This window comes from Nemorincola caseinilytica (assembly GCF_039540515.1).
GTDB lineage: Bacteria > Bacteroidota > Bacteroidia > Chitinophagales > Chitinophagaceae > Nemorincola > Nemorincola caseinilytica.
The window spans coordinates 381855-405001 of record NZ_BAABFA010000008.1 but is presented as its reverse complement, the minus strand read 5'-3'; the positions used below and the strand labels follow the sequence as shown (position 1 = coordinate 405001).

The following is a 23147-nucleotide window of genomic DNA, read 5'->3' as shown; positions in this document are numbered from 1 at the left end:
CAGTATCGTTACTATAGCGGTATCATAACAACCGGTAGTTGTCGTGTAGGTCACCATGGTGGTGCCTGCGGCAAGGCCTGTTACCACGCCCGTGCCCGATACCGATGCTGTCGTCGTAGGCGTATTGCCCCAGAAGCCGGGAGGTACAGGGCCGCTCGTCAGCGCCGTCGTAGAACCTGCGCATACCGTAAAGGTGCCCGTTATCGCCGGTGGCGCTGCCGTCACAGTGGCGGTGGCCGTAGTATAACAGCCGGTGCCCAATGTATACGATATAGTGGTGGTACCACCGCTGGCACCATACAATATACCGCTTGTAGAACCTATGGTGCCTACAGCTCCTGTCACGCTGCTCCATGTACCGCCCGGTGTAGAGCTGCCCAGCGTGGTCGTTGCGTACTGGCATACTCCCAGTGTACCTGTTATACCCGCAGGGTTATCGCTCACCGTCACCGTAGTAGTGGCGATGCATCCGCTTGGCAGTGTATAGGTCACCACGCAGGTACCTGCGCCTACACCCGTTACCACGCCCGTACCCAGGCCTACCGTCAGTATGGTAGGGCAGGAAGCGCTCCAGGTGCCCAGCGGCGTCACATGGCTCAGGGTCGTTGTCGCACCCACGCATACGCTCATCGTGCCCGTAGGCGCAGGCGGCGTTGCCGTCACCGTTACCGCACGGGTGATATAACAGGCAGGGCTCAGAGAATATCTTATCGTATCTATACCTCCGGACACACCGCAATAGGTACCTGTCGATGCGCCTATCGTGCCTACTCCAGAAAAATTATTGCTCCACGTTCCGCCCGCCGTACTGTTCACATAGGTAGCGCACGATCCCGCACATACGCTCGCCGGGCCCGTTATAGGGCCGGGGGCCGCTACCACAGTTATAGTTAGCATGGCACGGCAGCCGCCCGCCGTATACGTCAGTATCGTAGTACCCGCAGGGCCACCCGCCGTCACCTCACCGCTCAGCACTCCTACTGTAGCAGGACCGCCCGGCGTTATCGACCAGAAACCACTGGCAGGTGTACTCGTAAAGGTCGTCGTCGTACCGATGCACATGCTCGCAGGGCCTACTATCGGCGTAGGGTTAGGGTTCACCGTCACTACTGCTGTAGAGCGGCAGCCTGTGGCCAATGTGTAGGTCAGCCCCGCTGTGCCCAGCGAGCTGCCCGTAGTAGCGCCACCTGCCGTCACCGTTACAGAACCCGTGCCCGCGCTTGCGCTCCAGGTACCGCCCGCAGGTGTACTTGTGAACGTCACCGTAGATGAGAGGCATACAGAGGGCGGCGTAGGGCTTATCGCCGTGGGCGATGGGTAGACCGTCACTGTCCGTATCGCATAACATGGCCCTACCGTATAGGTGATGTTGACCACGCCGGCGCTGGCACCCAGGCCAACACCCGTCACCACGCCGCCCGATACCGTCGCCACGCTACCGTCGCTGCTCGTCCATACGCCTCCCGGCGTCAGGCTCGACAGTGTCGTTGTACTGCCCACGCATACCGTAGGCGTGCCTGTCACAGGCAGCACCGCCGTGCTCACGTTCACCGTGGCCGTAGCACGTGTAGTGCAGCTACCCAGTGTCGCTGTCGCGGTATATACCGTTGTTGCCGCAGGCGCAGCATAGACCGTTGAAACAGGCGAACCCGCCGTATAGGGCGTTGAAGCGCCAGGATCCGTATATAGCCCTGCGACAGCCGTCCATACCACGGCCGAGGGCGCATTCAAAGCCTGTGCAGGTCCGCACATCGTCACCACCGAAGGGGTGATAGTGAAGGCCGCAGGCGCAGGGTTCACCGTTACTACCGTGGTAGTGCTGGTGGTACAGGTGCCATTGGATACAACTATGGTATAGGTACCTGCAACGGCTGGGCTCACTGTTGTCACCAGGCTGGTAGAGGAAAAACCACCGGGGCCGCTCCATACATAAGATGTAGCGCCACCGCCCGCAACACCAGTAAGCGTCACAGAGCCGCCGGGACATACAGGTCCGCTGTTCGAGGCAGAGACAGTAGCAGAACAGGGCGACCACCTGTACACCTGATTGTTGGCAGGATATGCGGCTATTACCTGAAATGGGCCGACAGGAGCGGGAGAAGGACCAAAATTGGGCAGCGTTCTTCTGTTCACTCCCGGAGTACCACCACTGTTGGTAATGCCTATGGTCGCACCGGGATCGCTAGGCCAGGAAAGTGAAAAGACACCATAACAAAAGTCTATTACATTGGAGCTCTCGTATAATTTCACTTGCACATTGGCATTACCGCCTGCAGCACCTGTAGACCAATGGTGAAAATTGTTCCACTCAAAAGTGAATATCCTGTTGGGGGCAACACCTGTGGTCTGATAGTATGCCACATGACCACCACCATGCAGATCGTCCCAGAAAGGTAATATCCAGCCTGTAGTAGCGATATTAGCAAGGATATTGGTAAAGGGGTCATCAATGGAATTGGCAAAATTCAAAAAGCCATTAGAACATGCAGCAAGCTGAAAATAGTTGGTGCCGCAATAGTTGAATGTAAAACCTATAGGGATATTCTGCTGTGTGATATCATCTGCACTGATAGAAGCAGGAGTTCCTGTACCGGCGATACTTACATAAGGGCTAGAGAACGCGGAAAAATTGTAAAGTGATGGTGTTTGTCCATATCCGACGATACTACTGAATACACCACCAAGACAAACAAAAAAACTGAATAGAACTCTTTTCATTTTATCACTTTGTATGTTGATATGCCTATTTATGATCTCAATTGAAAATTGATCTCCTCTTACATTATTTGACCAGGCAAATAATAAAAAGCACTATTGAAAATACGGAAAAAATACAAGATCGTTAATTTTTGATCAAATTATCACAGTAAACTGGCGTTTTTCTTTCACACCTTGTTAGTAACCGAAAATATATTTTTTGAAATAAATCACTTTACCATTCAATTAAACACGAATTGCATTAAACATAATTCATGTATTTAAATACAAAATGAGACATTAAAAAATACGTCATATCAATATACATGACAAGTAAGCACTTTGTGAGAAGTATATAGATACTGCTACCTTTGTCCTCTTACACATCGGAAAATGAATAGCAACAACTACAAACTGGAAACAAAACTGATACACGCAGGCGTAGAGCCAGACCCTACGACAGGCGCCATAATGACCCCGATCTACCAGACCTCAACCTATGTACAGGCTGCACCAGGCGATCATAAGGGATACGAATATGCACGCACACAGAACCCTACCCGCACTGTGCTGCAGAACGCACTTGCCGCTATAGAGAACGGTAAATATGGCCTGAGTTTTGGCAGTGGTATGGCAGCTACCGACGCAGTGATGAAACTGCTGGTGCCCGGCGACGAGGTAATAGTATCGAACGACCTGTATGGTGGTACCTACCGGATCATGACCAAGGTATTCGCCACCTATGGCATCAAATTCCACTTTATATCCATGCACAATGCGGCCGATATAGAGCAGTATGTGAATGCCAATACCAAGATGCTGTGGATAGAGACACCTACCAATCCGTTGCTGAATGTGATAGATATAGCGGCATCGGCCGAAATAGCCCGCAGGCACAAGTTGCTGCTGGTTGTAGATAATACCTTCGCATCGCCCTACCTGCAAACCCCACTGGACCTGGGTGCCGATATAGTGCTGCATTCTGCCACCAAATACCTTGGCGGCCACAGCGATGTAGTGCATGGTGCCCTGGTGGTGAACGATAGCGCACTGGAAGAAAAACTGCGCTTCATACAGAACAGCTGCGGTGCGGTGCCCGGCCCGCACGACTGCTGGCTGGTGCTACGCGGCATAAAGACACTGCATGTGCGCATGCAGCGCCATTGTGAGAACGGTGAGGCCATAGCACGCTACCTGCGGTCGCACCCGAAGGTAGGCAAGGTGATATGGACCGGCTTTGAAGATCATCCGAACCACGATATAGCAAAGAAACAGATGCGCGGTTTCGGCGGCATGATATCCTTTACACTGAAGGATGACAACATAGATGCGGCCATAAGCGTACTGAGCAAAACAAAGCTCTTCTCGCTAGCCGAGTCGCTGGGTGGTGTAGAGTCGCTCATAGGCCATCCGGCTACTATGACGCATGCATCCATACCCCGTGAAGACCGTGTGAAGAACGGCCTTGTGGACTCTCTCATACGCCTCAGTGTAGGTATAGAAGACAAGGACGACCTGATAGAAGACCTGCGCCAGGCCATAGGGTAATTCCTATTTTATATCGTATAAATGAGCGGGCCCGGAACATGTGTTCCGGGCCCGCTCATTTATACGGATCCAACTTATTCCTTACACCTGGAACACACCTACCTTGAACTCTTTCTCGTCTTTAGAATGGTTGGCGGCATTGATGCCTTCTGATATGACGTGGCGCGTTTCTGCGGGGTCTATTATCTCATCTACCCACAGGCGGGCTGCAGCATAGTAGGCCGATGTCTGCGTATCGTACTTATCGGTTATCTCCTTCAGTAGTGCTTTTTCCTTTTCGGGGTCTATCACCTCGCCCTTCGCCTTCAGCGATGCTACCTGTATCTGCAGCAAAGTTTTGGCGGCCTGCTCGCCACCCATCACGGCTATCTTGGCATTGGGCCATGCGTATATGAAACGGGGATCGTATGCCTTGCCACACATAGCGTAGTTGCCTGCACCATAAGAGTTGCCTATAATGATGGTGATCTTCGGCACTACAGAGTTGGCCACGGCATTCACCAGCTTCGCGCCATCTTTTATGATACCGCTCTGCTCGCTGCGGCTGCCCACCATAAAGCCCGTTACATCCTGCAGGAACACCAGCGGTATCTTCTTCTGGTTGCAGTTCATAATGAAGCGTGCCGCCTTATCGGCACTGTCGTTGTATATCACGCCGCCCATCTGCATCTCGCCCTTGCCGCTCCGTACTATCTTGCGCTGGTTGGCCACTATACCTACGGCCCAGCCATCTATGCGCGCATAGCCGCACACTATGGTCTTGCCATAGTCTTCTTTGAACTGGTCGAACTCTGAGCGGTCCACTATGCACTTTATCACATCCACCACATCGAACTGCTTGTTGTTCTTTACCGATATGATACCGTATACATCGGTCAGCTCTTTCTTAGGCATCTCGGGCTTCACGCGGTCGTAGCCACGACGGGGCTGCTCGCCCATCTTATCTACTATGCGACGTACCTGGTCCAGGCACTCCTGCTCGGTATCGAATTTGTAATCGGCAATGCCGCTCACTTCGGTATGCATCTTGGCGCCGCCCAGGTCCTGCTGGTCGGCATTCTCGCCTATGGCTGCCTTTACCAGGTATGGCCCCGCCAGGAATATAGAGCCATTGCCCTCTACCATCAGTGTCTCATCGCTCATTATAGGCAGGTAGGCACCACCTGCCACACAACTGCCCATTACAGCCGCTATCTGGGTGATGCCCATGGCGCTCATCTGCGCATTGTTGCGGAATATGCGACCGAAGTGTTCCTTGTCGGGAAATATCTCGTCCTGCATGGGCAGGTACACCCCTGCGCTGTCCACTATATATATCACGGGCAGGTGGTTCTCCATGGCTATCTCCTGCAGGCGCAGATTCTTCTTGCCCGTGATGGGGAACCATGCTCCCGCCTTTACCGTATTATCGTTGGCCACTATCACGCACTGGCGGCCACATACATAGCCCAGGCCGGCCACGGTGCCGCCTGCGGGGCAGCCGCCATGCTCTTCATACATGCCATAGCCTGTAAAGGCGCCTATCTCTGTGAATTTGCTGTCCTTGTCTATGAGGTATTGTATACGCTCCCTGGGCGACATCTTGCCTTTTTCCTTTGCCTTCTCCATTGCCTTCTTTCCGCCACCCATGCTTATGATGCCATGCCTGCGTTTCATTTCGCTAATGGCAAGGCGCATCTCATCATCATTCTTGTTGAATTCAAGATCCATTGTGTATGTATATTAAGTGGTAAAAATAAGGAAATGCACGGGTTATGCTAATTTCAAATAGAGCGTGCCTGTGCTTAACATTATTATTTCTCCTCTACGCTTTCCAGGTAAAGAGCCTCTACCTTTTTGCGGGCCCATTCGGTCTTGCGCAGGAATTTGAGGCTTGAACTGATGCTGGGGTTCTCGTGAAAACAATTGATGCGCACACGGCGGTCCATCTCTTCCCATCCGTAATGCGCCACCAGGTGGTGCAGTATTGCTTCCAGCGTTATGCCGTGCAGGGGGTTGTTCTTCTGTTTTTCGGGCATAGGGTAAAGATACACCTGCCGAACAGAACTGCATCATTCGCTGTAGAACAGACAATGCCCGGCTTTTATAGATCTTCGTTAACGCATAAATATCAGCATCTGTCGTCAATTGATGCTATTTTTACACCCTAACGATCACATACTTTTTATGAAGATAGTAAAGCGCATATTGCTCACTCTGGGCATACTCATCGTTCTGCTGCTTGCGGCCGCCATCATCATACCTGTTTTCTTCAAAGACAAGATAATGGCCGTGGCCAAGGAGCAGATGAACAAGCAGCTTAACGCCACTGCCGACTTCAAAGATGTGGATATATCCATACTGCGCAGCTTCCCCCGCCTGTCGGTGAGCATAAAGGGACTGAGCATAGTAGGTGTGGATGCCTTTAAAGGCGATACACTGGTAAGCGCAGAGAGCATAGATGTGGCGCTAGACCTGATGAAGGCCATGAACGGCCAGTACGAGATACTGAACCTGGGCCTGGAAACACCGCGCATACATGCCATAGTGCTGGAGGACGGCAGGGCCAATTGGGACATAGCCAAGCCATCGGCCGAGCCGGAAAAGCCCGAGAGCAAAGAGAGCGCCCCCTTTGCCATGAAGCTGCGCAAATACACTATAGAGCATGCCTTCATAGACTATAACGATAAACAGGGCAAGATGCACGCCACCATTTACAACCTGGACCACAGCGGATCGGGCGACTTTACCAGCGATGCGTTCACGCTTTCTACCAAGACCACGGCCGATGCCATCACCTTCATCAATGGCGGTGTACCCTACCTGAACAAGGTAAAGACATCGATAGACCTGGACCTGGGCATAGACAACAAGAACAGCAAGTATACCTTCAATACCGATAAGATACAACTCAACGGCCTGAAACTCTACACAAAGGGCTGGGTACAGATGCCCGATACCACCAATATGCTGATGGATATACAGTTCGGCACACCATCGAACGACTTTAAGGATATCCTCTCGCTGGTGCCCGGCATCTATACCGCCGACTTCAAAGACGTGAAGACCACGGGCAAGCTGGCCCTGAACGGTTTTGTAAAAGGCACATACAATGCATCTCAACTGCCATCGTATATGGTGAACCTGGGTATAGAGAACGGCTCGTTCCAGTATCCTGCATTGCCGCAAAAGGTAAGTAACATACAGGTGAAACTGAGGGTAACGAATCCCGATGGCGTCACCGACCATACGGTAGTAGACCTCTCTAAATGCCATGTAGAACTGGGCGCAGAACCCTTCGACCTGCGAATGCTGCTGCGCAACCCTATGACCGAACAGTGGATAGATGCCGCTGCTAAAGGCCATGTGGACCTGGGCAGGGTGAGCCAGTTCGTAGCACTGGAGGCAGGCACCAAAATGGCTGGCGAGATAACTGCCGATGTATCGGTGAAGGGATCGATGGCGCAGGCGCAGAAGAAACAATTGGACAATATAGATGCAACAGGCACCATAAGCGTTAGCAATGTGTCCTATGCATCGAAAGACTATCCTGATGGTGTTACCATCAGTAGCCTGTTGCTCACCTTTACGCCAAAGAACGTTACGGTGGCCAACCTGAAGGGCCAGTACATGAAGACCAACTTCAGCGGGGGTGGCAGCGTGGACAACCTGATAGGTTATGCCATGAACGACCAGACACTTACCGGCTCCTTCAACCTTGTGGCCGACCAGGTAGATGTGAACAAATTCATGGGTACAGAGCCTGCGCCTGCACAGCCTGCAGCGGCGGCCCCGCCTGCTACAGACCCCTTCCTGGTGCCTGGCAACCTGGACCTGCAGCTCACTACCACCGTTGGCAGCGTGAAATATGACAACATAGTGCTGACCGGCGTAAGCGGCGGACTGGTGATACGCGACCAGGCAGTGACCCTGAAAGATGTACATGGCAAAACACTGGATGGAGAGATGCACATGAGCGGCTCATATGCCACCAAGGCCGATAAAAAGAAGCCCGATATAGCTTTCAGCTACAATATGCTGGCAGTGGACATACAGAAGACGTTCAATGCCTTTGAGGTGGTGCAGAAGATGATGCCATCGGCAAAATATGTATCGGGCAAGGTAACATCGAACCTTACCATGAACGGCAAGCTGAATGGCGATATGTCTCCTGACATCAACAGCCTCAGCGGCAAGGGCGACCTGATGGTACTGGGCGGGCAAATGAGCGGCTTCCCCGTTACCGATGCACTGGCCGAAAAGCTGAAGCTCACCCAGTTCAAGACCATTGCGCTGAAGGATATGAAGCTGTTCTTCGAGTTCCAGGATGGCCGTGTGACCGTGCAGCCATACAAAATGAAGATAGGGCCAGATATAGAGGCAGAGATAGCAGGTAGTCATGGCTTTGACCAGAGCCTGAAGTACGGCGCCAATATAGTGGTGCCACGCACCCTGCTGGGCAGTGCAGGCAATGCTATGGTGAACAACCTCATAGGCCAGGCCGCAAGCAAAGGTATACCGCTTACCGTAGGCGATAAGGTGAACTTTGCGGTGAATGTGACAGGTACCGTGACCAAACCCAAGGTAGAGACCGACCTGAAAAGCGCGGCCAACAATGCGGTGAACAATGTGAAGGAAGAGATAAAGAAGGAGATAGAAAAACGCGTGGACAGCGTGAAGACCGTAGTGAAGGACACACTGAAAGCAGTGAAGACACAGGCGGTGAACGATGCCAAGGAAGAAATAAAGAAACAACTGAACGGCCAGAGCGATAAGAAGCCCGAAGAAGCGGTGAAAGATGCCGCCGAAAAGGCAAAGAAAGGATTGAAAGGATTATTCAAATAAAAATAACCGTGCCATGAGAATTTGGCACGGTTATTTCTTGTAAAATTGTAGAGGAATAATACCTATGTCCAGGTTATATCAGATAAAAGACGTTATAGAGTGGCGTGCATTTGGTGTATGTAATGCTATAGGCGACCGTATAGGGGTGGCCACATCGCGCATACGGCTATGGTTCATTTACATTTCTTTTCTCACCATGGGCTCGCCCATCATAGTGTATATGGTGCTGGCCTTCTGGATGAATATGAAACACTACATACTGCAGAGCCGCCGCAACCCGCTGCGATACCTCTGATCTATCAGCCCCGGCCATCCCCTCCTGACCATTATCAGCCCCATTTGTGGGCAATGGTGTAACTTTGCCACCTCATTTAACCAAAAAACAAGGAAGGTACACCATGCCAGTGCTACACAACCGTGTGAACAATGAGGAACTGAGACAGCGTATGCTGGCAGAGACAGAGCCGCGTACCACAGTATCCTTCTACAAGTATTTTCATATCGCCGATCCTGCGGCGTTCCGCAATGCACTTTATGTGCAGCTCAATGAACTGAAGGTCTTTGGCCGCATTTACATAGCCGCCGAGGGCATCAATGGCCAGGTAAGCGTACCACAAAGCCTGTACGAGGCTTTCCGCGATGCGCTGTATGCCGCAGCCCCCGAGCTGAACGGTATACGCATGAACATTGCTGTGGACGATGATGGGAGGTCTTTCTGGGTACTGCGCATGAAGGTGCGGCCCAAAATAGTGGCAGATGGCATAGACGACCCCACCTTCGATATGAGCCGCACGGGCAAATACCTGAAAGCCGGCGAATACAACGAACTAGCGGAAAAGCCCGGTACCATAATAGTGGATATGCGCAACCACTACGAGTACGAGGTGGGCCACTTCGAGAATGCGATAGAGGTTCCTTCCGATACCTTCCGCGACCAGCTACCCATGGCTGTAGATATGCTGCGGGGCAACGAGGACAAGAACATCATCATGTACTGCACGGGCGGCATACGCTGCGAAAAGGCAAGTGCATATATGCTGCACAATGGGTTCAGGAATGTGTTCCATGTAGAGGGCGGTATAATAGAATATGCGCGTAAGGCAAAAGAGGAAGGACTACCTGTGAAGTTCAGGGGAAAGAATTTCGTGTTCGATGAGCGGCTGGGCGAGCGCATTACCGATGAGGTGATAGCCCAGTGCCACCAATGCGGCGCACCCTGCGATACGCATACCAACTGCAAGAACGATGGCTGCCACCTGCTGTTCATACAATGCGAGGCATGTGCGGCTAAATATAGCGGCTGCTGCAGCGAAGTATGCCATGAAGAGAAGGACCTGACACCCGACGAGCAGCGAGAACGCCGGGCGGGCCGCGAGAACGGCATGATGATCTTCAACAAATCGAAAGACCACCCGCTGCGCAAGCATAGGGATGAATGGAAAGAACAAAGAACTCCTAAAGACGAAAGCGAACAGTAAATGTTCGCTTTTTCTTTTCATGCTTACTGCCTTTTACCCACTACCGTGCTTATTACAAATGATGAAGCCACCGTATAAGCGGTGGCTTCATCATTATTGGCCATTTATTATCTTTCTTTTATCGTACCAGCAGCACATCGCCTTTGGTCTCCTGTGTCTTGCCACCGCAGTCATACTTCAGGTAGAAGAAGTATGTACCCATATCCTGTGGCACACCGTTGAAGGTTCCATCCCATGAAGGCTCTGAGTTAGCGCTTTCGAATACGGTCTGTCCCCAGCGATTGGTGACCCTGAACACATGGAACCTCCTGTAGCCATCGAATATGGGGCGGTACCTGTCGTTCTTGCCGTCGCCATTAGGTGTAAAGGCGTTAGGCATATTCACGGTACAGCATTCGTCAGGGTTCATCTGCTTACTGTACGTTGCATGACAGCCGAAGGCATCAGTAACAGTAAGCGATACCTTGCTGCGCAGTTGCTCTACCCTGCCCCATATCTCGGGCTTATTCTGGTTAGAGAACGAATGCTCGGGCTCCCACTTGTAGTTGTAGGCATAATCCTTCACATTGGCAGTGAACAGTACGCTATCCTCTACGCAGAACTTGGTAGGTATCTGCGATATGCTGAACCTCGGATCGGGCAGGGTATGTACCTTGATGGTATCGGCAGTAGGCTCTGCTATACAGCCCTCCTTAGTGATACCTACCACATTGAATATGTGGAGACCGCTATCTACCCAGCTTATGAGGTAAGGACCACCGGAGTTCACATTAGCTGTTATGATCTTGATACCGGGCGCTGTCTTCATAGGCTGGCCATCTACTGTCCATATATAGCTGTACGAGTTATCGCTATGGCTGTTGAGGGCCAGGGAGATAGTATCGCCGAGACATACATCGGGCTTGATGTAGAGGTGAGCATCTGGTGCAGGTATCACCTTCACGGTAGCCATCTCTGTAGTAGCGCAGCGGCCACGATATGTGCTGATGGTGAGGAATATATCGTGCCTGCCCCATACGGTATCGAACCTTGCTTCTATGCTGGGGTCAGTGGCATTGGTACCGTTCACGAAGGCCGAGCCTACGGGCAACTGCCATACATAACCCGGATCGACCATGCCTGCAGGCGCTGTATTTGTGAATGTCAGCGAATCGAACTGGCATACCCAGTCGCGCTCAGGTATTATCTTGAACTCAGGCTTGTACAGTACGGTCACATTTACAGGCACCTTGGGACTTTCACAACCTGTTATCTCCTGCGTCACATAATATGTGGTGACACCGGGGTTCTCTACAGATGGCACAGGTGCTGTGAACGAACCGGTACCGGCGGGTGCAGTAAGCGAAGTATACCACCTTAGGCTATCGCCAAATGCAAGCACCGGTGCAACAAGAGGATCGTGCTGACAGTAGCTGGTATCGTGTGGTATAGGCATATGCGGCTCTGGCACTATGCGTACAGGGAATGCCGCGCTATCGCTCACGCATCCGAATGGCGATGTCTGGGTAACGTAGTATGTAGTGACACCGGCGCTATCGGTAGATGGCATTATAGAGCTGGTACCACCGGGGAAAGACAATGGAGGTGTAACACCCGGACCATACCATGTAGTAGTATAACCGGGACCGGTAACTGTAACAGAGAGGACGCCTACAGGCTTGAACTGGCATGGGCGAACCTCAGGCACCACAGGTGGCAGGGGTTTACCATGTACTGTTACTATAGTTGTAGTACGGCACGATGTAGGCAGTGTATAGCTGATAGTAACTGTACCGGGCAGGTGACCTGTAACGATACCTGTAGACGAACCTATAGATGCTATAGCAGGATTACTGCTGGTCCATGTACCGCCGGAAGTAGCATCGCTAAGGGTAGTAGTATGGTACTGGCAAACACCTGTAGTACCACCTATTGCCGCAGGAGCAGGGTTAACAACTACTGTTACAGAATCCCTCAAACTCTCGCAGCTTCCCACTATCTGGCTGAAGTATACCTTGTAGGTACCGGCGATAGCGGTATTTATAACAGGAGCAGTAGCGCTGCCTACACCACCCGTTGGTGAAGTGTACCATAGTACGCTGCCGCCCGGCGTTACCAGGCCCGATACTGCAAAGGGAACAAATGCATCGCCTACGCAATATGGCGTAACAGCCGTAACTACCGGTGGCGATGGCAATGGCACGAGGGTAACATGTGTAGATGCAGTGTCCTTACATCCGAACCATGACGTGACTATAACACGGTATACACCGGTATCGGAAACAGTGAAGCCCGATATAGTAGGCGTGGGGGACGAAGAGGAGAATGACGGTGGCGTTCGGCTCCAGCTATAGGTAACCCCCGGCGAATCGCAGGTAGCTGTAAGCGAAAGCGTATTGGCCGCACCTATGCATAGTGGAGCATTACTTGTTGCCGATACAACAGGCTTGTGCCTGATAGTGACCGCTACATAAGAGGTATCAGGTACACCGGCCACTGTCTTGATGACCCTGTAAGTTCCGGACATGCCCGCTGTAGCAGGGAAACGGAATGTTTTTTGTGTAGTGGCGAACGGTGTAGCCGAATAAGGCGCAGGGCCATACCATTGGTATGTAGCACCGGTAGAATCGCCCGGGGCATTTACCCAAAGGGTATCGCCCTCGCATGGCGAATTCGCCTCGGCCCTGTTACACGTCAATATGGTAAGATAGAAGACCTTCTTATGGCAGGAATACATGCCCGTAGCACTATCGGTACCTGTGATGGTGTAGGTGATAGAAGTAGGAAGACCGGGTGTAGATATAGTGACATTCGTACCGGTAGTGGCTGAAAGGCCAAGACCCGGAGACCATGTCCATTTGCTCCAGCTCCAGTTCTTGGTAGTAGCATTCAGTATACTTACCGGTATCGATGTAAGACCCGGGAACTGACAGAAATCGAAAGTATCATAGTTGGGAGTAGGAGGAGCCCATGATATTTTGGGAACACCGTTCACCACTATCTGTGGGTCGGGGAATGCGCTGTCTATACCCAGGTTGCCATTGAATATGTAGGCGTAAGATATTATAGTACTGTCGCCTGCAGGTATGGAACCGAGGTTGTAAGTAAGCGCTATGGCTATGTCATTGTCCCTGGTAGCACCTATAGGACCGTATGTGATGGACGCAGGTGTATATGTGCCTGCCCACAGCTGGTCGAGCGGTGCAGCGGACGTCATAGGCCAAGAATCGTATATGCAGCACCTGGCGCGGCAGTCCTTGGTACCCAGGGACATATAAGAAGCAGCACCTGTAGCACCGCGCGATGATACCAGCACCCTGTGGCGGGCATCTTCGTTCTGGTGTACTATCTGGTTAGTGGTCCAGAAACCGCCGCCGGGCCATGTCTGGTCGTTATCGGGGTCGCAGGAGCGCATGTAGTATACATTGCCTGTAGCTGCTGCGCCGGTATTGCGCAGTACAGTGGTCACTATCACTGCAGAACCGCTCACCTCTACAGCGGTGGTCTGGCGTATGGCCAGGTTGCCACCCGCACTGGTGAAGGTACCGTCCCATACACCACGGGCCACGCCGCCCGCGCTGGAATAGGCAGTATGGTTGCCGGTCATCGTTGCGCCGCCTACGTTGGTGAACGTACCACCGCAGTTCTGGAACGCCTGTGAGCGGGCAGTACCTATCTGTATCTCCCAACCTTCGAACGGAGAACCGGGATAAGTATAGTCGCCCATGAACACAGGTGCACCTGTAGCCCAGCCATTATGGCCATAATCGTAGGTCTCGGCCAGGTTGGTACCAGTGGGTGGTGCCCCTGTGAGCTCATGCCTATGGTATGTGGCCGGTATCGCCCCATTACCATTACATGCGCCGAAAGAAGCGTTCCTGTTCATACCTATGTCAAGGAACGTACCCTGCACAAAGCAGTTAGTACCAACTATTTGAGCATAAGAGGACATAGAGACCAAAGAGCCCAAAAATGCCAATAATACAACGTAGTGTTTTTTCATACTCGATAATGTTATTTATACCGGGACCGTTTAAAAATAATAAAATATTGGTCTACTTCACCCGTTTTGGATCTTTTTTATTTTAAAAAAATTCTACAGTAGTACATTATTAAGATCCTTATTATATCATAAAACCGTATAGTATTGTAGAGACAGGTAAATAAATGCAAGGGTTGGGAGCGGGCCAAAAAAATAATTCAGGGGCAACAATACATAAGAAACAATATAATGTTTTGGTCAGAAAATATGGGCCTGCTTACCCTTATCACTCTTGTGTGCCATAGAACATACCAAAGCAGAATGGGGCACAATTGCGCCTTCTTTGAATATGTGCCGCACATCTATACCCTGCCCGGCAAGGTATACCGATATCATATGAAACCTGTGGCAATGCGATGGGTCGGCCTCGGCGCACATAAGTGCTATAATGTATCCAAGGGCCATACCCTTCTGCAACCGCGCTACCCCTGCCAGGAAGAGCTCGCCGGTAGTTACCTTCTCCATACATAGCTTGCCCCGCTCGTCGAGCAGATGGGGTTCTGTACGCCTCGCGCCGAACTCGGCCCCGAAGTGCAGGTAGTGTATACCATTGGTAATGAGGAAGTTCCTTAATGCGACCTTGTTGTATTGCGGGTTGTAAGCGCTGGCGGCAATGCTCCGTACATCCACAAGGCAGTTGACACCCGCCTGCTGCAACAGCCACAGAAAGTGCTGATGCGAATGCGTGGAATGCCCTATGGTATAGATGGGTAAAGCCATGATCTAGAAAAGGGATAGCTGCTTGTTGCTCACCCGCCTGAAGGCGGATGTGTTCATGTCCATATGCGTTTCATTGATGTGGAACTTGCGGCAATAGAGCTGGAACTGGTCGCGTATCAGCTCGGCGAACTTGCCATCGCCCACCATACGGTTGCCAAAGCGGCTGTCGTTCACCGTGCCGCCATGGCACTCGCATATCTGGTTCCATACCTTATCTGCCCGGTCGGGGAAGGCTTTGAACAGCCAGTCTTTGAATATATCGCCTATGGCACCGTTGAGCCGTACTATGGTGTACCCCGCCCATTTGGCCCCTGCCTCGCTGGCGGCCTTCAGCACATCGTGCATATGCATATCGTTGAGGCCGGGTATGAGAGGCGCGTTCATGATACCGGTAGGTATACCCGCATCGGTAAGGGTCTTTACCACCTTCAGCCGCGAGCGGTAAGAGGCCGTGCGTGGCTCCAGCACCTGCCGCAGGTCCTCATCCAGCGAGGTGATGGAAGAGAACACCCGTACCAGGTTCAGCTTTGCCAGTTCCTTTAGTATGTCCAGGTCGCGCAGCACCAGTGCGTTCTTGGTAATGATGCCCACGGGGTTGCGGTACTCCAGGCATATCTCCAGCAGGGCACGGGTTATCTTCATCTTGCGCTCTATGGGCTGGTAGCAGTCGGTATTGCCGCTTAGCGATATGGTGGCAGGCTGCCAGTTCTTATTGTCGAAGAATTTACGCAGCAGTGCGGGTGCATTGCGCTTCACCACTATGCGGCTCTCGAAATCCACACCTGCACTATAGCCCCAATACTCATGGCTGTTGCGCGCATAGCAATAGATACAGCCATGCTCGCACCCCTGGTAGGGATTGGCAGAGTACATCATGCCCACATCGGGGCTGGTCACTTTGTTCACCAGTGTCTTGCTGTTGTCGAAGATGTATTCGGTATGCCGTTTTTCGGCCTCCCAATCGTCTATGGCCTCGCTGTGCTCCTGCACATACTCCCCTTTCAGGAACCTGTTCCTGGGGTTGTACTGCGCCCCTCTTCCCTTCTCGAATCTGTCGTTGGCCTGCTGGTTTATCATTTGAATTATGAGTTATGAATTATGAGTTATGAATTGAGTAGGTAGTAGATAGTACATAGTAGATGGTCATTATAGGAACTGCCTGTAGTTGAGTTTGGAATTTGTTCTTTGATATTTGGAATTCGTTCTTTGGGATTTGGAATTTGTTCTTTGATATTTGGAATTTGTTCTTTGGGATCTGAAATTTATATCCCCAGTGCTTTGTTCTTCCAGCGTTGCAGGTCCTTGTCCTGGTCGGTACGCTGCTTGCCGGTGATGGCCTTGTGCATGGCGGCAAGGCTCAGGTATTGCTCCTCGCCTGTTACAAGGTCTGGTGGCGGCACATCGCAATAGGGGTCTTCTTCCCTGGGCGGCGGCGGTGGCGGCTTTTGCTTTATCTTCCGCACATAGGGGTCATCCTTCTGCTTGTCCTCTTCCAGCATGTGCTTGTTCTTTATGTTGCCCTTTATATCGCCCAGGTCGCGTACAGAGCCAAAGCCCACGGCATCCTTCAGCACAAAGGGGTTCAGCAGCTCGGCCCCTTTGCGCACTATGTTCTTCTGGTCGTACTCGTCCTTTATCTTGTATATCACTTTCCGCAGCGTATCCTTCCTGAGCCTGTTGTCGAAAAGGCTGTACTGCATCACCTGGCCGCTTATGAACCCCTGTATGGCCACTGTGAGATTGGTGACCTTATCGGTAAGCAGGGTACCTATGCCCCGGCTGCGCTCGAATTCGGCCATGCGCTGCAATATGTAGCTGCGCATTTCCATGGCATCCTGCACGGGTTCGGCCAGCTTTATGGCGGTATCCCACCGGGTGTCATCGCGATACCTGATAGAGAAACAGACCTCGCGGCAAAAAATGTCGCTGGTGACCATACGCTGCTCCAGCCTTGTACACAACGATATGATCATCGACTCCAGTTGTTGCCGGTCACGGCTCTGCTCGCTGCTCATGGTACGGGTAGCACTCATGGTGCGGTTCTCGGCCCGGCTATACATGTCCACCTCTCCAAAGTTGAGGCGCTTGTACCAGTACTCCCCCACTACGCCTCCAAAGGCCTTGCGCAGCAGTGCGGGCGATGCATGCCGCATCTCTACCGGTGTGCGAATGCCTATCATATTCAGGCGGCGCTCATTGCGGGCAGCTATACCGGGCAGGCCCTGCAGCTTCATCTTGCCCAGTTGCTCGTCTATGTTGTCTTCGGTTATTAGCTGCAGGCCATCGGGCTTTTGCAGTTCGGTACCTACCTTGGCCAGGAAACTATTGGGCGCTATGCCTATGCTGCACCTGAGCCAGTCGTACCGGGCAGCTATATCGGCCTTTACCTGCATGGCTATGGGCCTTATGTCTTTATATACCAGGGCATAGGAATGAAAGTTGCATACCGCTTCATCTATGCTTTTGGGTATCACATCATCGCAGTATCGGCGCAGAATGGCCATTATGTCCACATGTACCTGCCGGTACCATGCTGGGTTGGTAGGCGTAGTGATGAGCTGCGGGCAGAGGGCCAGGCATTCGCGATACCTCATACCCGACCTGATGCCATACTGCTTGGCCTCTATAGAGGCCGCTATCACGGCGGGGTCATAGCTATTGTAGGTGACCACCCCCAGCGGCTTGCCCCGCCATTGGGGGTTGCGCTGCTGCTCGCAACTGGCAAAATAGCAATTCATGTCAACATACATGACAAGCGGCTCTTTTTTGGTGCCTGTAGAATTGCTGAAATAGTCTTTTGCGCCTTTCACAGGGCTAAATTAAAGCATATTTCCTAATTATTTGACAAATAAATTGTCACATTTTTTGACAATCATTGACATGAAAATATCTCCACAGGCAAAAAATACCTCTATATATGTACCGGAATACATATCTTGCCTGCCCAAATATCCACCTTATGAATATGTTACGCCCCATACGCCATGCGGCCCTTGTAGCCATGATGCTACTGCTGGCCGGTACCACACAAGCCCAGAAAGCCATAGATGATGCTGCCGTAGACAGCAGTATGCTGCAAGAGATGATGGTACGCACCATACTGGACTCGATAGACAAGACCATAGCCTACCAGTATGGCAAGGTGCCGGTAAAGGATATAGCCGAGCTGAACCTGCCCGCGGGCTATAAATACATACCCGCCGACAAGGCCCAGATGATACTGCACGACCTGTGGGGCAACCCCGAGCGCGACGATGTGCTGGGTATGGTGGTGAAGAACGATTACAAAGTATCGGAACTGGGAGCATGGGCCTTCATAGTGAGCTATGACGAGGACGGCTATGTGAAGGACGAGGATGCCGACAAGATAAACTATGACGACCTGCTGAAAGAGATACAGGAGTCGGAGATAGAGATAAACAAGGAGCGCGTGAAAGAGGGCTACCCCGAGATACACCTGCTGGACTGGGCCGCAAAACCCTACTACGACAAGGACAACAAAGTACTGCACTGGGCCAAAAAACTGAAATTCACCGGCGAAGAACAACTGACGCTGAACTATGATGTGCGCATACTGGGCCGCAAGGGCATACTGAGCATGAATGCCGTGGGCACCATAGACCAACTGGCCGACATAAACACACATATACCCAGCATAGTGAAGATGGCCGTTTTCACCGATGGCAACAAGTACAAGGACTTCAACCCATCGGTAGACAAAGTGGCGGCCTATACCATAGGCGGCCTGATAGCAGGCAAGCTCATAGCCAAGACCGGCCTGCTGGTGCTGCTGCTGAAGAACATAAAACTGATACTGCTGGCCGTATTCGGCGGTTTTGCAGCATTCCGCAAGAAGCTGGGCGGCCTGTTCTCGCGCAAGAAGAAGGAAGAAGAAGCACCTGCTTACGAACCTGCCCCGGCAGAGGCCGTGGCCATACAGGAACACACCGAACCGCACACGCCCGACAGCAACAATAACTCCTGAACAACAGAATAGAGCATGCTCACCATCAGTATCATTGTACTTACCTGCATCATATCTTTTACCGCTTTCAACAGACCAGAAGTATTCGACAAGCTCTGCTTCAACCCCTATATCATGCACCGCGACAGGCAGGAGCTCTTCCGTTTCGTATCGGTGGGCTTCGTGCATGCCGACCTGGGGCACCTGATATTCAATATGCTTACGCTCTACTTCTTCGGCAAGGCGCTGGAGGGGCGCATTTTCTCAGAGGTACAGTTCCTGCTGTTCTATGTATCGGCGCTGGTGCTATCGGGCATAGACGAGTATGTGAAACAGAAGAACAACCCACAATACCGGGCATGCGGAGCCAGCGGGGCGGTGGCGGCCATCATGTTCTCGGTAGTGCTGTTCGCACCGTGGGAGCTCATTTACCTCAAATTTATCATTCCCATACCGTTCATAGTATTCGCGGTGGGCTACCTTATATACTCCTACTATATGGACCGCAGGGGCGGCGGCCTGATAGGCCATGGCATACACCTGTGGGGAGCGCTTTACGGGCTGGCATTCACACTATTGGCAGAGCCGAGGTCGCTCAGTATATTCCTGGAACGGATAGCAAAGCCGCATTTTCTGTGATATGGCTACAGTATATTGGTGTAACTTTACAATATGCGAAAAACTAAAGTGCGCGTTTTTGCATCCGTTAAAGAGCAGGAAGAAGAACTGATAAATTATTGGGCCTCTATAACTCCGTTGGAGCGCCTCAGGAATCTTCATGAAATGATCATTCATTCCTATGGCCTTACCGAAGAAGATATGAAAAAGCCCAGGCCTGATAATTCTATACGCATCCTGTATTATAGGCCATGAACATTTTTTTGACGAGCATTTAATAGACTGCTTCATAGAATATCTACAGGCCGTCTTCAAGACCGATCTGATATAGAAAAATTGCAACAAGTGCAGAAAAAAGAGGAATAACATCCGGGCCTGCCTATTCCCCCGTAAATTTGTGGCCGGAGTATTTATGGCAGAAAAGAAAACAAAGGCCGCCAGACCCGCAAAGGCGGCAAGGACGAAGACAGCAGCCGCACCGGTGGCAGACAGCAGCATACACAACACTACAGAGGACAGCATATTCATAAAGGGTGCGCGCATGCACAACCTGAAGAATGTGGATGTATCCATACCCCGCAATAAGCTGGTGGTAGTGACGGGCGTGAGCGGCAGCGGCAAGTCGTCGCTGACGATGGATACACTCTTTGCCGAAGGCCAGCGCCGCTATGCCGAAAGCCTGAGCGCATATGCACGCCAGTTCCTGATGCGTATGGACAAGCCCGATGTGGACCACATACACGGCATATGCCCTGCCATAGCCATAGAGCAGAAGGTGACCACACGCACCCCGCGCAGCACCGTGGGCAGTATGACGGAGATATATGACTACCTACGCCTGCTGTATGCCCGCATAGGCAAGACCTTTTCGCCCATAAGCGGCAGGGAAGTAAAGAAAGATACGGTGACAGATGTAGTGGACTTTGTAGGCACACTGCCCGTAGGCGCAAAGGTGCAGTTCATAGTGCCGCTGGTGCTGCGCTACAAGCGTACGCTGGAGGAAGAGCTGAACATACTGCTGCAGAAGGGCTTCAGCAGGATATATGTACCTGCCGTGGACGAGCGCCCACTGCGCATAGAAGATGTACTGGCAGGCACGGTATCGGCCGGCAAGCATAAGGTGTACCTGCTGATAGACCGTATAGTAGTGAAGGAACAGCCCGACGAGGATGACCTGCACCGCCTGGCCGATAGTATACAGACCGCCTTTTACGAAAGCGAGGGCGAATGCCATGTGGAAGTGAACGGCAAGGACATACATACGTTCAACAACCGCTTTGAGGCCGATGGCATGATATTCGACGAGCCTACGCCCAATATGTTCTCGTTCAACAATCCCTATGGCGCATGCCCCAAGTGCGAGGGCTTCGGACAGGTGCTGGGCATAGACGAGGACCTGGTGATACCCGACAAAACACTAAGCATATACGATGGAGCAGTGGCCTGCTGGCGCGGAGAGAAGATGAGCGAATGGCAGCAGGCGTTCATACGCAGCGCCTCGCGCTACGACTTCCCTATACACAAGCCTGTGGCCGATCTGTCTGCCGCAGAATATGAGTTGCTGTGGCGCGGCAACGACCGTGTGAACGGTATAGACGACTTCTTTGGAATGGTAGAGCAGAACCTGTACAAGGTGCAATACCGCGTGATGCAGGCCCGCTATCGAGGGCGCACTACCTGCCCCGAGTGCAGGGGCAGCCGCCTGCGCAAAGAGGCACTGTATGTGAGGGTGGCAGGCACACCCATAGCAGACCTGATGGTAAAGCCCGCCGATGAACTGGCCGTATGGCTCAATGACCTGCGGCTGAGCGAGCACGATGCCACCATAGCCAAGCGCATACTGATAGAAGTGAACCAGCGCATGAAGACCCTGCTGGATGTGGGCCTTAGCTACCTGACCCTGAGCCGCCTGGCCAATACCCTATCGGGTGGGGAGAGCCAGCGCATACAGCTTACCAAGTTCCTGGGCAGCAATCTTACCGATTCGCTATACATACTTGACGAGCCCAGCATAGGGCTGCACAGCCGCGATACCGAGCGCCTGATAGGTGTGCTGCGCTCCCTGCGCGATCTGGGCAATACCGTGGTAGTGGTGGAGCATGACGAAATGATGATGCGCGATGCCGACCACATCATAGACATGGGTCCGCTGGCCAGCCACCTGGGCGGCGAGGTAGTGGCCACGGGTCACTACAAGGAACTGATGGCGAACGAGGCCAGCCTGACAGGCAAATACCTGAGCGGCACACTGTCGGTAAAAGCGCCCGCCATAGTGCGCAAGCCTACAGGCAAGATACGCATAGAAGGCTGCCGCCAGAACAACCTGAAGAACATAAGCGTGGACATACCGCTGAACGTGCTGTGCGTGGTAACAGGCGTGAGCGGCAGTGGCAAGACCACCCTTATAAAACAGACCCTCTACCCTGCCCTTATGAAACACTATGGCGAGGGTACCGACAGGCCGGGTATATACAAAAGTCTATCGGGCGACCTGGGCAATATAGCACAGGTAGAGATGGTGGACCAGAACCCGATAGGGAAGTCGTCGCGCAGCAACCCGGTGACCTATATAAAAGCATACGACGAGATACGCAAGCTGTATGCCAGGCAACCACTGGCAAAAATACGCGGCTTCGAGGAAAAACATTTCTCCTTCAATACCGATGGCGGCCGCTGTGATACCTGCAAGGGCGAGGGCGAAGTGATAGTAGAGATGCAGTTCCTGGCCGATGTGCACCTGCTGTGCGAATCGTGCAAGGGCAAGCGTTTCAAGGAAGAGGTGCTGGAAGTGACCTACCGTGGCAAGAGCGTATACGATGTGCTGGAGATGAGCGTAGACCAGGCCATAGCATTCTTTGCCGAAGAGAAGAAGCTGGCCACGGCCCTGCAGCCCCTTACCGATGTAGGCCTGGGCTATGTGAAGCTGGGCCAGAGTAGCGACACCCTTAGCGGTGGCGAGGCACAGCGTGTGAAACTGGCGTCCTTCCTGGGTAAGGGCAAGGCAAAGGACAAGGTGCTCTTCATCTTCGACGAGCCTACCACAGGCCTGCATTTCCACGACATCAGCAAGCTGCTGGGCTCTTTCGATGCGCTTATAGAACAGGGACACTCTATACTGGTGATAGAGCACAATACCGATGTGATAAAGTGCGCCGACCATGTGATAGACATAGGCCCCGAAGGCGGCATAGGCGGCGGCTATGTGCTTTACGAAGGTCCACCGGCGGGCCTAAGGAAGGTAAAAGAGAGTTACACGGGCAAGTACCTGTAAGAATGC

At 52.3% G+C, this 23147-nt stretch carries 13 protein-coding genes and 2 pseudogenes; 7 read left to right on the top strand and 8 right to left on the bottom strand.

Translation table 11 applies throughout. The features are described from left to right. A partial coding sequence (locus tag ABD843_RS06590; protein WP_345080343.1) for a hypothetical protein occupies nucleotides 1-2718 on the bottom strand: 2718 nt, incomplete at its 3' end. Nucleotides 2719-3090: 372 nt separating this feature from the next. On the opposite strand from ABD843_RS06590, the gene ABD843_RS06585 reads away from it, so the two are divergent. After that, nucleotides 3091-4245, top strand: a complete 1155-nt coding sequence (locus tag ABD843_RS06585; protein WP_345080340.1) for a cystathionine gamma-synthase — start codon at nucleotides 3091-3093, stop codon at nucleotides 4243-4245. An 81-nt stretch (nucleotides 4246-4326) separates the two neighbouring features. Here the strand turns inward: ABD843_RS06585 and ABD843_RS06580 are convergent, their stop codons facing one another. Both ABD843_RS06580 and ABD843_RS06575 read right to left on the bottom strand, forming a co-directional pair. After that, a complete protein-coding gene (locus ABD843_RS06580; RefSeq protein ID WP_345080338.1) occupies nucleotides 4327-5955 on the bottom strand; it encodes an acyl-CoA carboxylase subunit beta in 1629 nt (542 codons plus the stop codon). An 83-nt stretch (nucleotides 5956-6038) separates the two neighbouring features. After that, nucleotides 6039-6263 (bottom strand): VF530 family protein, encoded by a 225-nt coding sequence (locus ABD843_RS06575; RefSeq protein WP_345080336.1) that lies wholly within the window; start codon nucleotides 6261-6263, stop codon nucleotides 6039-6041. Between the two features lie 148 nt (nucleotides 6264-6411). On the opposite strand from ABD843_RS06575, the gene ABD843_RS06570 reads away from it, so the two are divergent. The 3 genes from ABD843_RS06570 (at nucleotide 6412) to trhO (ending at nucleotide 10547) form a co-directional block, all read left to right on the top strand. Further along, complete coding sequence (locus ABD843_RS06570) at nucleotides 6412-9069, top strand: AsmA family protein (RefSeq protein ID WP_345080334.1); 2658 nt, start codon at nucleotides 6412-6414, stop codon at nucleotides 9067-9069. Nucleotides 9070-9133: 64 nt separating this feature from the next. After that, nucleotides 9134-9364, top strand: a complete 231-nt coding sequence (locus ABD843_RS06565; protein WP_345080331.1) for a PspC domain-containing protein — start codon at nucleotides 9134-9136, stop codon at nucleotides 9362-9364. Nucleotides 9365-9467: 103 nt separating this feature from the next. Then, the gene (gene trhO, locus ABD843_RS06560; RefSeq protein WP_345080329.1) at nucleotides 9468-10547 is read left to right on the top strand and encodes an oxygen-dependent tRNA uridine(34) hydroxylase TrhO; all 1080 of its coding nucleotides are present in this window, start codon (nucleotides 9468-9470) and stop codon (nucleotides 10545-10547) included. A gap of 118 nt (nucleotides 10548-10665) precedes the next feature. Here trhO and ABD843_RS16390 read toward each other — a convergent pair. From ABD843_RS16390 to ABD843_RS06540, 5 genes and pseudogenes are all read right to left on the bottom strand, one after another. After that, a pseudogene (locus ABD843_RS16390) lies at nucleotides 10666-10917 on the bottom strand (T9SS type B sorting domain-containing protein); the annotation flags it as partial. 1368 nt (nucleotides 10918-12285) lie between these two features. Further along, nucleotides 12286-13053 (bottom strand): annotated as a pseudogene (locus ABD843_RS16385) (Ig-like domain-containing protein); the annotation flags it as partial. 1713 nt (nucleotides 13054-14766) lie between these two features. Next, on the bottom strand, nucleotides 14767-15288 hold the full coding sequence (locus ABD843_RS06550; RefSeq protein ID WP_345080323.1) for a DUF488 domain-containing protein: 522 nt from the start codon (nucleotides 15286-15288) through the stop codon (nucleotides 14767-14769). A gap of 3 nt (nucleotides 15289-15291) precedes the next feature. After that, nucleotides 15292-16365, bottom strand: coding sequence for a PA0069 family radical SAM protein (locus ABD843_RS06545; protein ID WP_345080321.1), 1074 nt, complete (start codon nucleotides 16363-16365; stop codon nucleotides 15292-15294). Nucleotides 16366-16550: 185 nt separating this feature from the next. After that, nucleotides 16551-18098 carry a DNA polymerase Y family protein gene (locus tag ABD843_RS06540; protein WP_345080318.1) on the bottom strand — a complete coding sequence of 516 codons (1548 nt, stop codon included), beginning with the start codon at nucleotides 18096-18098 and terminating at the stop codon, nucleotides 16551-16553. A gap of 149 nt (nucleotides 18099-18247) precedes the next feature. Between ABD843_RS06540 and ABD843_RS06535 the strand changes: the two genes are divergently transcribed. The 3 genes from ABD843_RS06535 to uvrA all read left to right on the top strand — a co-directional run bounded on the left by ABD843_RS06535 (nucleotide 18248) and on the right by uvrA (nucleotide 23141). Then, nucleotides 18248-19273: a DUF2167 domain-containing protein gene (locus ABD843_RS06535; protein WP_345080315.1), complete on the top strand. Its 1026-nt coding sequence runs from the start codon at nucleotides 18248-18250 to the stop codon at nucleotides 19271-19273. A 15-nt stretch (nucleotides 19274-19288) separates the two neighbouring features. Beyond that, a complete protein-coding gene (locus tag ABD843_RS06530; protein WP_345080312.1) occupies nucleotides 19289-19891 on the top strand; it encodes a rhomboid family intramembrane serine protease in 603 nt (200 codons plus the stop codon). Between the two features lie 391 nt (nucleotides 19892-20282). After that, nucleotides 20283-23141, top strand: coding sequence for an excinuclease ABC subunit UvrA (gene uvrA, locus ABD843_RS06525; RefSeq protein ID WP_345080308.1), 2859 nt, complete (start codon nucleotides 20283-20285; stop codon nucleotides 23139-23141). Nucleotides 23142-23147 lie beyond the last annotated feature (6 nt).

Excerpts from the sequence above, each read along its gene's own strand:
- ABD843_RS06585 (WP_345080340.1), top strand. The coding sequence starts at position 3,091 with ATGAATAGCAACAACTACAAACTGGAAACAAAACTGATACACGCAGGC.
- ABD843_RS06580 (WP_345080338.1), bottom strand. The coding sequence starts at position 5,955 with ATGGATCTTGAATTCAACAAGAATGATGATGAGATGCGCCTTGCCATT.
- ABD843_RS06575 (WP_345080336.1), bottom strand. The coding sequence starts at position 6,263 with ATGCCCGAAAAACAGAAGAACAACCCCCTGCACGGCATAACGCTGGAA.
- ABD843_RS06570 (WP_345080334.1), top strand. The coding sequence starts at position 6,412 with ATGAAGATAGTAAAGCGCATATTGCTCACTCTGGGCATACTCATCGTT.
- ABD843_RS06565 (WP_345080331.1), top strand. The coding sequence starts at position 9,134 with ATGTCCAGGTTATATCAGATAAAAGACGTTATAGAGTGGCGTGCATTT.
- trhO (WP_345080329.1), top strand. The coding sequence starts at position 9,468 with ATGCCAGTGCTACACAACCGTGTGAACAATGAGGAACTGAGACAGCGT.
- ABD843_RS06550 (WP_345080323.1), bottom strand. The coding sequence starts at position 15,288 with ATGGCTTTACCCATCTATACCATAGGGCATTCCACGCATTCGCATCAG.
- ABD843_RS06545 (WP_345080321.1), bottom strand. The coding sequence starts at position 16,365 with ATGATAAACCAGCAGGCCAACGACAGATTCGAGAAGGGAAGAGGGGCG.
- ABD843_RS06535 (WP_345080315.1), top strand. The coding sequence starts at position 18,248 with ATGAATATGTTACGCCCCATACGCCATGCGGCCCTTGTAGCCATGATG.
- ABD843_RS06530 (WP_345080312.1), top strand. The coding sequence starts at position 19,289 with ATGCTCACCATCAGTATCATTGTACTTACCTGCATCATATCTTTTACC.
- uvrA (WP_345080308.1), top strand. The coding sequence starts at position 20,283 with ATGGCAGAAAAGAAAACAAAGGCCGCCAGACCCGCAAAGGCGGCAAGG.